The organism is Sporosarcina thermotolerans (assembly GCF_030067815.1).
Taxonomy (GTDB): Bacteria; Bacillota; Bacilli; order Bacillales_A; family Planococcaceae; genus Sporosarcina; species Sporosarcina thermotolerans.
In genome coordinates this window covers 502,170-516,252 of the sequence record NZ_CP125968.1, presented here as the reverse complement: position 1 = coordinate 516,252, position 14,083 = coordinate 502,170, and the positions used below count along the sequence as shown (strand labels likewise).

The window sequence follows — 14,083 nt, the reverse complement described above, 5'->3', positions numbered from 1 at the left end:
TATCGAAAAGACGACAATGAAAATGGTTTTCGTTTATTCCAATCCAATCTGCTCACCTCCACTTTGATCAGGCAAATAGCGTATCCATTTCCCTTTCATCAAATAAAACCAGGCAGGCTCCATGATTAACGCCCGTTTTTCCAAGTCATGCCTCATCATATAGCCCAAAGTTATATCCTCAATTGATCCGAAGTCGTACTTATCGGACTTGCTCAGTGCATTAGCAATTTCCGTACCTGCAGGGAGAACCACTTCTTCATCCATTATTTTTACATCAAGGGTATAGTACGGCCTGATATAACGGAAAATCCGATTTTTACCATAATACTGAGCGATTTCCGTTGTCCCATTTTCGCTGTAAACTGGATAGCCATAATTGTACAGTTGGAACCTAACGATATGGGAAAAGGCATTGATGTATGAAAATCTGAATGTATCCGTCCACCCTCCATGCTCATTAATGGAATCGATAACGTCAAATAATAAGTCCGCGGGTGAAGTAGGTTCTCTACTCTCGGCAGCGGGATGGACGAAATTCAACATTTTCGACTCTGTATTAACAACTAACCGTGCATGATCATCCCCAAATTCCTCATGTGTCGCATCCACTTGGCTGCGTCTAACCGCATTCGGGTCGTTGAACAAGGCATCACGGAAGCGGGTAGGGCTAAGTTCTTCCTGGTAATACGTGCTTCGGTCCATATGAATCGGATCAACAGGAACGGCAATATAGGTCGGTTCCGGAACGTTCACTTCCGCGTACCTACTAAAATTCTCTCCTCCAAGGACAATTTCACGATAGGAATCCATCGGATCTCCAGGTGTAACTTTTCCTGAATAACGTAGTCCTGACGCACGGTTAATGAAATGAATTTCAAATGCAATCTCTTTTGGATTCCATTTCACGACCATTCGGTCAAAACTAAATGGAGGAATGTAACTATCCTCAATAGGTAAAATATCATCATATACTTGAAGGGGAACATCCCCTTGAAAATACATTGTAAATTGGTTCGTTTGCTGGAAAAAGGACTTCATCTGTTCCTTATTCATCTCGGTTGAATGATAGACCAACTGGGAAACTTTCCAACTGCTCATTTCATTCAACACGCCTTCAATATCGTCCGAGTCGGTTGTACCTCTGAGCATCTCATCATACTTTATCAAAAATTTATACGGCTTAATGAGATCCTTCACTTTCTTTCGCTCTCCAATGGAGATGTCCACTGTCGGGGAAGGTTCAATCGGATCTAACCTTGGTGTATACGTCCAAATTGAGAAGGTGAAGGTGGCACTCAATAGAACGAGCAATAGTAATATGATCGATTTAATCGGTTCAATATACTTCAATCCCATTCACCATCCTCTTGTTGTTCAAAAGGCAACGTAAAGAATATGGTTGTCCCTTTCCCTTCTTCACTTTCAGCCCATATTTCCCCGCCATGTGCAACAATCATTTCCCTGGCGATGGCAAGTCCCAAGCCTGTTCCGCCCATTGCCCGAGATCTTGCCCGGTCTGCACGGTAAAATCTTTCAAAGATGCGATTGACGTTTGCTTTCGGGATTCCCATTCCGTCATCAGAGACCATCACTTTAATAAATGTCCCCGAAGTTGTCACTCCGAAACGGACATCTCCTCCATCAGGGGAGTATTTAAGTGCATTGGAAATGATATTGTCGATGACTTGTGTCATTTTATCGGTATCAATTTCAACAAACATATCAGTCGTAGACAATAATCGCTTGAATTCCACCTTTTGCGACTTAGAGAATTCAAAACGCTCGATAATCGAGTTGAAGAAATGATTGAACTCTACCCATTCGGTGTTCAATTCGTATTCTTTACTATCCATTCTTGAAAGTTTCAATAGGTCATTGACAAGTCGGATCATTCGCTCCGTTTCGGTTTGTGTCACTCGAAGGAATGATGGAGCAATCTCTTCATTCTTCCAAGCACCTTCTGCAAGAGCATCCAAATAGCTGCGCATCGTAGTTAATGGGGTACGAAGTTCATGGGAAACATTCGATACGAATTCCCGTCTTTCCATATCAATTTTTTCCTGTTCCGTATTATCATGAAGGACTACGATGAGGCCATTTACGAAACCGGTTTCCCGCTGTGTCACTGAAAATGTTGCCGAAGTATATAGGGTGTTTTTTCAGTACTGAAATCGAGCGCAATGGAATCTTTCATCTGAATGAGATCTTCAAATGTGTAGTCTTGCTCCAAGCCTAAAATGGTTGCAATAGGACGGTTCAATACGAGATCACGTGTCATGCGCAACATCAATAGGGCTGAGTCGTTTATAAGGCTGACACGGCCTTTTCGATCCGTAGAAATGACACCATCAGTCATATTTTCAAGCACCGATGCCAATTTCCTCTGTTCACTTTCGGTTGTCGATTGCGACTCTTGAAGTTGGTTCGTCAAATGGTTAAAGGCAATTGCCAGTTGCCCCATTTCATCATTTCCATAAACATGTACCTTCCTCGAGAAATTCCCCTGTGCCATCGCTTGTGCTTGGCGTCTCATATCTGAAATGGGTCTTGTGAAGGTCTGCGCTATGAAAATACCAACGATGATTGTGATGGTTAGCGAAACCGCTACCCCACCCGCAAGTATTTGGTTAATCTCATCAATTTGCTTAAACACTTTTTCAATATTAGCCGTTACATAGAGTGCCCCAACCACTTCTTTATTGTTCATGATTGGAGTTACACGCACCATGACACGTTTTCCCATGTCGAGATTAATCATATCCGAGATAGATTCAGAGGAAATTGACCGTCTTACACTATCCTCCATAGAACGCTGGCCGACTAATGATTGATTGTCCAGCACTGATGTTGCACGAATCCGGTACTTTGAATCGATGACGCGGATTTCGTTTATATCTTCCGAGTTGAATCCCGAAAGGACAGCACGGAGACTTTGTTCAATTGTTGGATCATCAGGTGAACGGTCCTTTATCAATTCCTCACGCACACTGAATTCAACAAGGTTCATCCTGTCGACAACGGAATTCGTAAAGTTTGCCTTTAATGTGGTTTCAAGTTCCCTCGCGAAATAAAGCCCGATAATCTGCATTGCTACAATAATCAGCATGATATAGATTAGTATGAATTTAACGTGGATGGATCGAAAAAACCGACTTTCTGCATTTCATTTACTCCTGTTCTGGGTCACGCAAATAATAACCGACACCACGTCTTGTTACAATCCAAGTTGGGTGACTTGGTGTGTCCTCAATCTTTTCGCGCAAGCGTCGTATCGTGACATCGACAGTTCGCACATCGCCGAAGTAATCGTAGCCCCATACTGTTTGCAATAGATGCTCTCTTGTCATCACTTGTCCGATATGCTTAGCCAAATAATGGAGTAATTCGAATTCGCGGTGCGTCAACTCAATCGACTCTCCACGCTTTTGTACTAAGTAAGCGTCAGGTTGAATGACAAGGCTACCAACTGTGATTTCATTAGTTGCCTCTTCCTGCTCCTCCGATATTGTTTTTGAATGTCTGCGCAGATTCGCCTTTACCCTTGCGATCAATTCACGTGTACCGAAAGGCTTTGTCACATAATCATCCGCACCTAATTCCAACCCCAATACCTTATCGATTTCCGAATCCTTTGCTGTCAGCATGATGATTGGAAAATCATACTTCTTCCTTACTTCTCTGCAGACCTCCATACCGTCTCGCTTCGGAAGCATAATATCCAAGAGCATAATATCGGGCTGCACTTCTTCCACCTTTTCAAGCGCCTCTTCCCCATCATAAGCACAATAAACGGTAAAGCCTTCTTTCTTTAAATTAAACTCTAATATATCTGCGATTGGCTTTTCATCATCTACTACAAGAATTGTTTTGTTTTGCATAATCCATTTCCTTTCTCGCCCGGTTGCGTCCTTTTTGTTCTATCACTTTATCATTTCTTATACAATTAAGCATTTAAATTGCTACAATACTACATTTGGCCCTCTATCTATATTCTATGCAAACCTTCATATTACCTTCTAAATATTTCCCGCCTTTTAATCATTATTTCCCGGGAAAACAAATGTTGATAAAAAGGAAAAAGAGACGGTACAGAATACTGTAGCGTCTCCATCCCTATTCATTATCTTAACACAGATAACGGATTGATATTGGAACCGTTCTTATACACTTCGAAATGAAGATGCATACCCGTTGAACGTCCTGTGGACCCCATAACACCAATTTTTGTTCCTTTAGGAACAGTTTGTCCACTTTTACATCCATTTTAGCCAAGTGGGCGTATAACGTCTTATACCCATTATTATGTGTAATGATAATCCTGTTTCCGTAGGTACCGTGTCTACCGACATTCGTAACTACTCCATTATCCGCTGCAAAAATTGAGCGAGAGGATGGGCGTGCAATATCGATGCCTTGATGAACCCTTCCCCATCTTTTACCCATCTGACTGGATACATATCCTCCGTCAGCAGGCCACATGAATTTCCCGGTTCCACGAGATGGAATAACTTTCGTTCCGACTAATGTTATTTCAGGGACCGATTCAACTAAAACATCCTCTTCAACAACAGATCTGCCGATTACATTCCCATTTCTCATTCGGGTTAATTGTGTGACCGATTTTTTACCGTCCGATCCCTTTTGTTTTAACTTTTTCTCACCTTTAAACTGGGATTCGTCCTTTTCGGTCAACTTACTAAATTTAATTGTTTCTACTTTCTTGGATTCATAATGTGCTTCAACTTCGACGAGAGGCTCAAGTACAGTTACATTAAGTTCCTGACCAATTTGTAATAATGAATTTTCAGTAACTCCTGGATTTTGCTCCATTAGTTTAGCGGTAGTCATATTATGAGCACTCGCTATTTTCCCCAATACGTCCCCTGCTTGAACTTCATACTTCTTATCTTCCAATGTTCCTTTGTTTAGAAGAGTTACAATCTCTTGTACACTTCTTACACTCTCAGGTTCCACTTGCCCTTTCACTGGTTGTAAGTCTGCACTGAAGTGGATTTTTACAAGTCGTGTTTCATCTTCTTTCAAAGGTGGTATAGGTTCAGTAGATTGGTTGCGGGCTTCGAATTCTGCAAGTTCCTCTTGAGAGACTGTTTGCAGTGTAAGCGTCTGGATCACTTCATCGTACTCGGCCATATCTTTGACGTAGAGTGATGTTTCTTCATCAATTTTAATGCCAATTGCTTCTGCTTCAACAGTTAGCATGTTTTGAAGTTTGCCAAGAACTTGTTTGTCATCTGTTTCCACTGTGAATACATTTTCTGGGACAACAGACAGCTCAGTCCCTATTGTTAAGGGAAGACCATCAAAATCTTCGGCCGCTTTCTGAAGCTTATTTTCCGTAAGTTGTTCTATTTGCTTCTCGTCAGATAGCATTCCAACATACTTGCCATCTGAATAGACATGATATACCGTATGTATGGATGCATCTTCAGCTTTTTCGAATGCAAACCCCGATCCAATTCCAATCGTTGCAAATAAAGTGGCTGTGATAATACCTACCTTTTGCAATCTTCTATATATGAAATTACTACTTTTATCTTCCTTCTTTTCTTTCCTGTTGAAAAACATCGTTTAAGACTCCTTCCGATTAGGTGTCAATAAAGCACCCATCATACTGAAAGTTTTCACGCTTCTCTAATTTAACACATTCGCAAGCTTGCTTGGCAAAATCCGACACTTTGTAATGAAACTGTGATATTGTATCCAAATATTCTTAGTATTTTCCAAATATTAGGTTGAAATATGTAATATTTTGCTTGATCATAAAGTCCCAAAATAATTAAAAGCCTTGATTTACCTGACACACAGGAAAATCAAGGCTTCTATCATTGATAGGACGACATTTCATGCTGACTCCAATCGATATTCAAGAATTTATTATATTCCTTCGCGAAAGCAAGAGTTACAGTACCTGTTGGGCCATTACGTTGTTTTGCAATGATGATTTCAATCATATTCTGATTCTCTGTTTCTTTATCATAGTAATCTTCCCGGTAAAGGAAAGATACAATATCCGCGTCCTGCTCAATACTTCCTGATTCCCGCAAGTCAGACATCATCGGGCGTTTATCCTGACGTTGTTCGACACCACGGGAAAGCTGGGAAAGTGCAATGACAGGTATTTTCAATTCCCGCGCTAACGCCTTCAAGGACCGTGAGATTTCAGATACTTCCTGCTGACGGTTCTCGCCCGAACGACCACTTCCCATAATAAGCTGAAGATAATCGATCATAATCATGCCAAGACCATGTTCCTGTTGAAGCCGTCTGCATTTCGAACGGATTTCATTAATACGGATACCGGGTGAATCATCTATAAAGATTCCAGCATTAGAAAGTGACCCCATCGCCATCGTCAATTTTCGCCAATCTTCGGCCTCCAAATTACCCGTACGCAACACCTGAGCATCAATATTCCCTTCGGCACAAAGCATACGCATGACGAGCTGTTCCGCACCCATCTCCAAACTGAAGATCGCAACGTTTTCATCCGTCTTTGTTGCCACGTTTTGTGCCACATTTAATGCGAATGCCGTTTTACCGACGGAAGGTCGGCAGCTACAATAATAAGGTCATTACGCTGGAAGCCAGCAGTAATCTTGTCCAAATCCCTGAAGCCCGTCGGAATACCTGTGACATCCCCTTTTCTTGTATGGAGAAGTTCGATATTATCGTATGTCTCTACAAGCACATCTTTTATATGTTTAAAGTCTCCGGCATTCTTTCGGTTGGAGACTTCCATGATCCTTTTCTCGGCTTCTGAAAGGACCGCTTCTACTTCATCCTCTTTCGTGAAGCCTTCTTCGACAATATTTGTTGCAACCCGTATAAGACGTCTTAAGATGGCTTTCTCTTCAACGATTTTCGCGTAATACTCAATATTTGCTGCTGTTGGCACCGCGTTAGCGATTTCAGTCAAATACGAGATCCCGCCGACGTCCTCCAATTCCTTCTTAGCAGAAAGTTCTTCAGTGACAGTAACTACATCAATCGCTTGTCCTTTATCACTTAAAACAAGCATTGTATTGAAGATTTTTTCATGCGCCGTCCGGTAAAAGTCATCTGGTTGAAGAAGTTCGGAGGCCGTAATTAGTGCCTCCGGTTGTAAAAAGATTGCACCTATGACTGACTGCTCTGCCTCATTGTTATGCGGGGGAACGCGATCATACATCTGATCCATCAATTATCGCTCCCTATCACTCTTCTGTTACATGGACCTTTAGCGTAGCTGTAACTTCTGAGTGCAATTTAATCGGCACATTTGTATACCCAAGTGACCGAATTGCATCAGGCAGTTCCATCTTACGACGATCCACCTTGATTTTATGATTTTTTTCTAAAGCATCAGCGATTTGTTTAGTTGTGATGGATCCGAAAAGACGACCGCCTTCTCCGGATTTTGCTTTCATTTCAACTGTTTTTTCATCAATAAGTTCTTTCAACTTTTTCGCTTCTGCCAATTCCTGTGCTGCATCTTTTTCAGCACGTTTTTTCTGGCCATCAAGCTGACTTAGATTTGCAGGTGTTGCTTCAATTGCCAACTTGTTTTTCAATAGAAAGTTTTGTGCATATCCTACTGAAACTTCTTTTACCTCACCTTTTTTACCTTGCCCTTTAACATCTTTCAATAAAATTACTTTCATCGTCATTTTCCCCTTTCCAATTTATCTTCTATAGCGGCTTTCAATATATCCTCCGCTTCTTTTACCGTTTCCACATCAAACTGGCAGGCCGCATTAGTCAAATGACCCCCACCGCCAAGTTCTTCCATAACGAGTTGGACGTTAAGTTCCCCAAGTGACCTTGCGCTGATGCCAATTTTCCCATCTGCACGTGGTGCAATCACGAAAGAGGCGACTACCCCTTTCATCGTCAAAAGAATATCAGCTGTCTGTGCAATTAGAACAGAACCATATGCCACTCCATCCTGGCCTTTGGCAATTGCAATACCTGACGGTGACAGCTCAACTGTTTCTATAATCTTGGAGCGCTCAATATACGTATCAATGTCCTCCTTCAGAAGACGTTGCACAAGTACCGTGTCAGCCCCATATGTCCGTAAATAAGATGCAGCCTCAAAGGTTCTGGATCCTGTCCGTAACGTGAAGCTCTTCGTATCGACTACAATCCCTGCGAGCAAGGTAGTTGCCTCTAACTTCGTTAACTTTTCATGTTTCGGCTGGTATTCAAGTAATTCTGTAACAAGCTCCGCAGTAGATGACGCGTAAGGTTCCATGTAAACTAGCATCGTGTTGTTGATGAATTCCTCTCCCCGTCTATGATGATCGATGACAACGACCTTTTCTGCCTTGCCGATCAACCGGTCATCAATGACCATGCTTGGCTTATGCGTGTCAACGATCACAAGAAGCGATTTTTCTGTCAACATCGATAATGCAGTTTCAGGGTCAATGAATTGTTCAAACAACTCATCATTCTCCTTTATCTCATCCATCAATCGAGTTACACTGCCATCTAACTCCTCGAAATTGAGGACGACATACCCTTTGACATTGTTCATCCGGGCCATCTTCTGTACACCGATTGACGCCCCTATTGCATCCATGTCCGGCATTTTATGACCCATGACTAATACCTTATCGCTGCCCTGGATCAAATCCCGCAATGCATGTGAGATGACCCTCGCACGTACACGAGTCCTTTTTTCCACCGGGTTGGTCTTGCCTCCGTAGAACTTCAGCTTTCCATCGGTGCGCTTGATCGCCACTTGATCTCCGCCACGGCCCAATACAAGATCCAGGCTGGACTGGGCAAGCTCTCCTAACTCGGTAAGTGAAGCGGATCCTGTCCCGACTCCAATACTTAACGTCAAGCCTGCATTCTGCTTTGCCGTCTTTTCCCTAATATCATCAAGTATCGTGAATTTTGCAGTTTCCAATTTAGATAAAATACCCTCGTTGAATACTGCCATAAAACGATCTGAAGCAATCCTTTTCACGAATATCCCGTTCTCGGTTGCCCAGTCATTCACAAGGGATGTAACGAGAGAATTCAGATGGCTCCTTGTGGAGTCATCCATCGTTTGGGAAAGTTCATCGTAATTGTCGATAAGCATAATTCCAAGTACTGTCCGATCTTTATAATAAAGAGATTCCATACTTACTTTATCAGTAATGTCAAACAGGTAGAGAAGTTTTTCTTCTGGCCTGTAGACGACCTTAAAGGTTGAATCACCAACCTTTAGTGGTGGTGTATCTTGTTCTTCATTCTTTAAGATTGAATGGAATGTTTCAGAGAGATGGAACAATTCATCCCCTATCAGTGTCTCTTTTTTGAAGATAGCAGCAGCGAAAGGGTTCGCCCACTCGACGAGATACTTTTCATTGAAAAGGATAATTGCAATCGGCAGTTCAAGGAGCGCTTCCTCCCCAACCTTCTTCATCCGATAGGAAAGTGATTCAATATGCTTTTCCGTCTCGATATAAGTTTGCTCCTCAAGCTTCCAAGCGAACCCTATTGCCAATATAAAAGGGATTGTAAATAAAAGGCCGGCCCAGAAGTTCAATAAGAATATAAGGACAGCGGCTATCAATCCAAGGAGAGAAATGATAATCAATGGATATCGGATAGCCCTTCTTCTAAAAAACGACTTCATTTTCTCATCCCCTTACTTCGAGTTGTCCTTCTTGATCCAAGCTCGGATATTCACGCCTATATCAAGTATGCCAAGAAGTATAGTAATTGGATTAAATAACAAGGCTAAAATTATTGAGAAAAACGTAACAATCCCCGGCAGCTTCATCCTGTACATAAAATAAAGGACCAATGATAGACCTTGTAATAATAACAATACCCTTAAAATTATCGTCGCATTAATATAAAGCAAATATGTCGAAGAGTCCGGTGTCATTTTCATCACAAAGGGTAAGAGAATAAACAACCCATAAATAAAAATGGTGATCACAGGTAATTTCATTTGATGAAATGGTGGGAACTTCGGTACGTTATGACCAAGTCTTCTGAGCAACATGAGATTAGGGATTACCATAATGAATGCGAATGCATACACGGATAATATAAAGACAGCCGGAATTGAGGATCGGTATAACATGAATGCCTCGGCAACAACATTTTCGTATCCTTCCGGTAATGCGCCGAATTCATTTAATGAAGCCTTGAATTGGTTCTCTGACTCCTTCAACACTGCCATCAAACTATCCATGATATTGACCTCAAAGAACAAAGCCAACATGAGATAGGTTAAAATTCCAACGATGATCAAAACAAGACCGGAACTCATAAAGATATATAATTTGGATTTCCCAAGTAATAGAGACTCAGCAATAAGAAAGCCAAGAATCCCAAAAACGAGGGCAAAAGGCAGCAGTATAGGGCCTCCTAAAAGTAAAGCAAGTAGACCTGCCGATAAAACAACATATGATGTCGTTTTTCTATCTTCCCGTAATCGATAAAGAATAATCGGTAGAGGAAGGAAAAACATGACTATCAGTCCAATTAACGGGATAAAAAAAACCCCCGCCAAAAGTATGGTGAATAATGCAAGCATCATTGCACCGTATTTAATTTTCTTTGAATGGTCTTGCATCAGTCTTTTCCTCCGTCCAACAACTGACTACTATCTCATCTTCGTCTGTCGTCTTATTGAATGTGAGTTCCTTTAATTGTATCATGATTGGAACCATTAAACCAAAGACTGTATATGCGCATCTTTTGGCCAATAAAAAACCGCCTTTGGACCGGGAAAACCCGTTTCACAAGGCGGTTAAAGTGTTTTTTATCTTTCTTCCGCTACGAACGGAAGAAGTGCCATAATACGAGCACGTTTAATAGCAGTCGTTAATTTACGTTGATATTTTGCGCTTGTACCAGTTACACGGCGAGGCAAGATTTTCCCACGTTCAGAAACGAATTTCTTAAGTAGATCAGTATCTTTATAATCGATACGTGTAATGTTATTTGATGTAAAATAGCAGACTTTACGGCGTCTTTTACCTCCACGGCGTGGTGCCATATCGCTTTCCCTCCTTACTTGATTACGTCAATGGCAATGCCTGATCAGAACGGCAAGTCGTCATCCGATACTTCTATCGGACCGCTGCCCGCTGCGAACGGGTCATTGTCAGTGCGTGTATAATTTTGTTGACTTGGTTGTTGATATTGTTGATTTGGCTGCTGGTTCTGATAATAAGGTTGTTCGTTTCGTGGTGCACTACCATAAGCAGCTCCAGATTTTTCAGAGTTCGCACTACGCGGCTCAAGGAACTGTACGCTATCTGCTACAACTTCCGTCATAAAGACACGTTTACCATCTTGTCCATCGAAACTACTCGTTTGAATACGACCTTCGATTCCGGCAAGACTTCCTTTGCGCAAAAAGTTTGCAGTGTTCTCTGCCTGTTTCCTCCATGTGACACAGTTGATGAAATCAGCTTCACGCTCTCCCTGTTGGTTCGAGAATGTTCGATTTACCGCAAGTGTGAAGCGTGTTACTGCTACACCGCCCTGTGTGTACTTGAGTTCAGGATCTTTGTCAATCGGCCAACTAAAACGACACGGTTAATCATCAGATTCCAACCTCCCTCATCAATTTCAAGTAATACTTTTTACAGCTTTTTCGTTCTTTATAGATTAGTTGTCAAGACGAACAGCCATATAACGAATGATATCTTCATTAATGTTCGCAAGACGATTGAATTCATCGATTGCTTCAGTACCTGCGTTAGCTGTTACCAATTGGTAGAAGCCTTCACGTAGGTCGTCGATTTCGTATGCAAGACGACGCTTGCCCCACTCTTTCGACTCGATGATTTCCGCTCCGTTTGAAGTTAGGATGTCATCGAAACGAGTGATCAACGCTTTTTTAGCTTCATCTTCTACTGTTGGACGGATGATGTACATGATTTCGTACTTTCTCATCTTTAGTCACCTCCTTATGGACTTTGGCCCACTTATGACGGCGGGCAAGGAGTAAGTAATGTTATTACTCACATCATCATATTTTAGCATGATATGTTTGGATATTCAACTATTAAATAAAAATGAAGTTTCTTTAATCACTGATTTCCGTTCCAGGCGGACGCTTTCCGTGGGGCGCGGGTGAGCCAATCGAACAGCGAAGGGTTCGATTTGCCGTATTTCTGCGTTCTTTGCAGAAATTAAGGCATCCGTTTCGGCATTCCTGCTCGTAACGCTTCGCTTTTACTCGCAAAAGCCGTTCTTCGTAACGGCTTTCGCTTAATCCCACAGGAGTCGCCGCCTTTCACTCCAATCCTCGGCGAGTACTGATTAATTTTAATTTCAACTTATCCGAATCGTGTATACTGAAAATACGAGGTGATTTTATGGGGAGTTTTGGTGAACCGGATAAGGTTATTGAGATAGATTTGCCTAAGGTGGCTAAGGGAGGGATGTGGATTTCTTTCTTTACACTTATTGGGCTACTTGTTATGAGAATGCTTATTGAGGGTGGGCTTTCTTATTCGATTACGATCTGGACTTTTTTGTATTTTGTAGGTGGTTATATACTTTTAATTGTTCTTCATGAACTTTTTCACTTGCTTGGTTTCAGGGTTTTCGGTGGGGTTCCTTGGAAGAAGATGGTTGTTGGCGTGAATCTTAAGTTAGGCATTGCCTATGCGACAACAGACGTCCCTATGACGAATAAGGCTATTCGTATGGCCTTACTGCTTCCTTTTTGGACGACCGGGGTATTGCCAGCAATCATTGGTCTTGTTATCGGAAATGGGGTTTTGATCACTCTTGCCGCCTTTCTGATTGGTGGAGCAGCCGGTGACTTTGCGATGCATAAAGAGTTGAAAAAACTTCCTGATGATTGGCTTGTTAAAGATGACCCCCAGTTGCCGAGGTTATACTTATTTGAACCAGGAAAACATATACAATGAAAACAACCGGCAAGGATAATTATCCTTTGCCGGTTGTTTTATATTACACGTTAAAACGGAACAACATTACATCGCCGTCTTGAACGATATACTCTTTTCCTTCCAAACGAACCTTACCTGCTTCTTTTGCAGCTGTCATTGACCCCGCATTAACAAGAGCATCGTATGCTACTGTTTCCGCACGGATGAAGCCACGTTCGAAGTCGGTATGAATAATGCCGGCACATTGTGGTGCTTTCATTCCTTTACGGAACGTCCATGCACGTACTTCCTGAACGCCTGCTGTGAAGTAAGTAGCCAATCCTAATAAGTGATAAGCCGCTTTGATCAGCTGATCGAGGCCTGATTCTTTAATGCCTAACTCTTCCAGGAACATTTCTTTCTCTTCCTCGTCTAATTCAGCCATTTCTTCCTCGATTTTCGCACAAACGACGATCACTTCTGCATTGTCCTGCTTCGCAAATTCACGAACCGTATTCACATACTCATTCGAATCTGCTTCAGCAATTTCATCTTCAGACACATTCGCAACATATAGCATTGGCTTGATTGTTAATAAATGCATTCCTTTAATCAGTTGGAACTCTTCAGGAGTCAATTCCACTGAGCGGGCAGGCTTTTCATTCTCAAAAGCCTCTTTCAGTTTTATCAACACAGGCTCTTCAGCCATTGAATCCTTGTCTTTCTGTTTCGCCATCTTGGATACACGTGTCAATCGCTTGTCCACGCTTTCCATATCAGCGAGGATTAGTTCAAGGTTGATGACCTCTATATCGTCAATTGGATTTACTTTACCCGACACATGGGTGATATTTTCATCATTGAAGCAACGGACTACCTGGCAAATCGCATCTACTTCACGAATATGAGATAGGAATTTGTTTCCTAACCCTTCCCCTTTACTTGCACCTTCAACGATTCCGGCAATATCCGTAAACTCAAAAGCGGTTGGTACTGTCTTTTTAGGTACAACTAACTCTGTCAATTTTTGAAGTCGCTCATCAGGTACTTCCACTATTCCAACGTTCGGATCGATTGTACAGAACGGGTAATTTGCAGCCTCTGCTCCAGCCTTCGTAATTGCGTTGAATAATGTCGATTTCCCGACGTTTGGTAAACCAACGATTCCTGCTGTTAACGCCATTTATTTCCCAACCTTTCATATAGGTCAATTTCATTAT

10 protein-coding genes and 4 pseudogenes are annotated in these 14,083 nt (G+C 41.9%); 1 reads left to right on the top strand and 13 read right to left on the bottom strand.

Annotated elements, in window-relative coordinates:
* Positions 1 to 33: 33 nt before the first annotated feature.
* From QNH10_RS02895 to rpsF, 12 genes and pseudogenes are all read right to left on the bottom strand, one after another.
* Positions 34 to 1,356, bottom strand: coding sequence for a YycH family regulatory protein (locus QNH10_RS02895; protein WP_283733441.1), 1,323 nt, complete (start codon positions 1,354 to 1,356; stop codon positions 34 to 36).
* Positions 1,347 to 3,162 (bottom strand): annotated as a pseudogene (gene walK / locus QNH10_RS02890) (cell wall metabolism sensor histidine kinase WalK). Before walK ends, QNH10_RS02895 begins: the two are co-directional and overlap by 10 nt.
* Positions 3,163 to 3,167: 5 nt before the next feature.
* A complete protein-coding gene (gene yycF, locus QNH10_RS02885; protein WP_283733440.1) occupies positions 3,168 to 3,878 on the bottom strand; it encodes a response regulator YycF in 711 nt (236 codons plus the stop codon).
* A 242-nt stretch (positions 3,879 to 4,120) separates the two neighbouring features.
* Positions 4,121 to 4,830, bottom strand: a pseudogene (locus tag QNH10_RS21015) (M23 family metallopeptidase).
* A gap of 1,013 nt (positions 4,831 to 5,843) precedes the next feature.
* Positions 5,844 to 7,198, bottom strand: a pseudogene (gene dnaB, locus QNH10_RS02875) (replicative DNA helicase).
* A gap of 16 nt (positions 7,199 to 7,214) precedes the next feature.
* The gene (gene rplI, locus QNH10_RS02870; RefSeq protein ID WP_283733438.1) at positions 7,215 to 7,661 is read right to left on the bottom strand and encodes a 50S ribosomal protein L9; all 447 of its coding nucleotides are present in this window, start codon (positions 7,659 to 7,661) and stop codon (positions 7,215 to 7,217) included.
* 2 nt (positions 7,662 to 7,663) lie between these two features.
* On the bottom strand, positions 7,664 to 9,634 hold the full coding sequence (locus QNH10_RS02865) for a DHH family phosphoesterase (protein WP_283733437.1): 1,971 nt from the start codon (positions 9,632 to 9,634) through the stop codon (positions 7,664 to 7,666).
* A 12-nt stretch (positions 9,635 to 9,646) separates the two neighbouring features.
* Entirely contained in the window at positions 9,647 to 10,585 is a 939-nt protein-coding gene (locus QNH10_RS02860; protein WP_283733436.1) for a DUF2232 domain-containing protein, read from the bottom strand.
* Positions 10,560 to 10,718 (bottom strand): hypothetical protein, encoded by a 159-nt coding sequence (locus QNH10_RS02855; protein WP_283733435.1) that lies wholly within the window; start codon positions 10,716 to 10,718, stop codon positions 10,560 to 10,562. Before QNH10_RS02855 ends, QNH10_RS02860 begins: the two co-directional genes overlap by 26 nt.
* Before the next feature lie 56 nt (positions 10,719 to 10,774).
* Entirely contained in the window at positions 10,775 to 11,011 is a 237-nt protein-coding gene (gene rpsR / locus QNH10_RS02850; RefSeq protein WP_283733434.1) for a 30S ribosomal protein S18, read from the bottom strand.
* Between the two features lie 44 nt (positions 11,012 to 11,055).
* A pseudogene (ssb, locus tag QNH10_RS02845) lies at positions 11,056 to 11,564 on the bottom strand (single-stranded DNA-binding protein).
* A 64-nt stretch (positions 11,565 to 11,628) separates the two neighbouring features.
* Entirely contained in the window at positions 11,629 to 11,916 is a 288-nt protein-coding gene (gene rpsF, locus QNH10_RS02840) for a 30S ribosomal protein S6 (RefSeq protein ID WP_283733433.1), read from the bottom strand.
* A 425-nt stretch (positions 11,917 to 12,341) separates the two neighbouring features.
* Between rpsF and QNH10_RS02835 the strand changes: the two genes are divergently transcribed.
* Entirely contained in the window at positions 12,342 to 12,902 is a 561-nt protein-coding gene (locus tag QNH10_RS02835) for a DUF3267 domain-containing protein (protein WP_283733432.1), read from the top strand.
* 43 nt (positions 12,903 to 12,945) lie between these two features.
* On the opposite strand, the gene ychF is transcribed toward QNH10_RS02835, so the two are convergent.
* Positions 12,946 to 14,046, bottom strand: a complete 1,101-nt coding sequence (gene ychF / locus QNH10_RS02830; protein WP_283733431.1) for a redox-regulated ATPase YchF — start codon at positions 14,044 to 14,046, stop codon at positions 12,946 to 12,948.
* Positions 14,047 to 14,083: the final 37 nt, after the last annotated feature.

Coding starts and splice junctions, on each gene's coding strand:
- QNH10_RS02895 (WP_283733441.1), bottom strand. CDS start 1,356: ATGGGATTGAAGTATATTGAACCGATTAAATCGATCATATTACTATTG.
- yycF (WP_283733440.1), bottom strand. CDS start 3,878: ATGCAAAACAAAACAATTCTTGTAGTAGATGATGAAAAGCCAATCGCA.
- rplI (WP_283733438.1), bottom strand. CDS start 7,661: ATGAAAGTAATTTTATTGAAAGATGTTAAAGGGCAAGGTAAAAAAGGT.
- QNH10_RS02865 (WP_283733437.1), bottom strand. CDS start 9,634: ATGAAGTCGTTTTTTAGAAGAAGGGCTATCCGATATCCATTGATTATC.
- QNH10_RS02860 (WP_283733436.1), bottom strand. CDS start 10,585: ATGCAAGACCATTCAAAGAAAATTAAATACGGTGCAATGATGCTTGCA.
- rpsR (WP_283733434.1), bottom strand. CDS start 11,011: ATGGCACCACGCCGTGGAGGTAAAAGACGCCGTAAAGTCTGCTATTTT.
- rpsF (WP_283733433.1), bottom strand. CDS start 11,916: ATGAGAAAGTACGAAATCATGTACATCATCCGTCCAACAGTAGAAGAT.
- QNH10_RS02835 (WP_283733432.1), top strand. CDS start 12,342: ATGGGGAGTTTTGGTGAACCGGATAAGGTTATTGAGATAGATTTGCCT.
- ychF (WP_283733431.1), bottom strand. CDS start 14,046: ATGGCGTTAACAGCAGGAATCGTTGGTTTACCAAACGTCGGGAAATCG.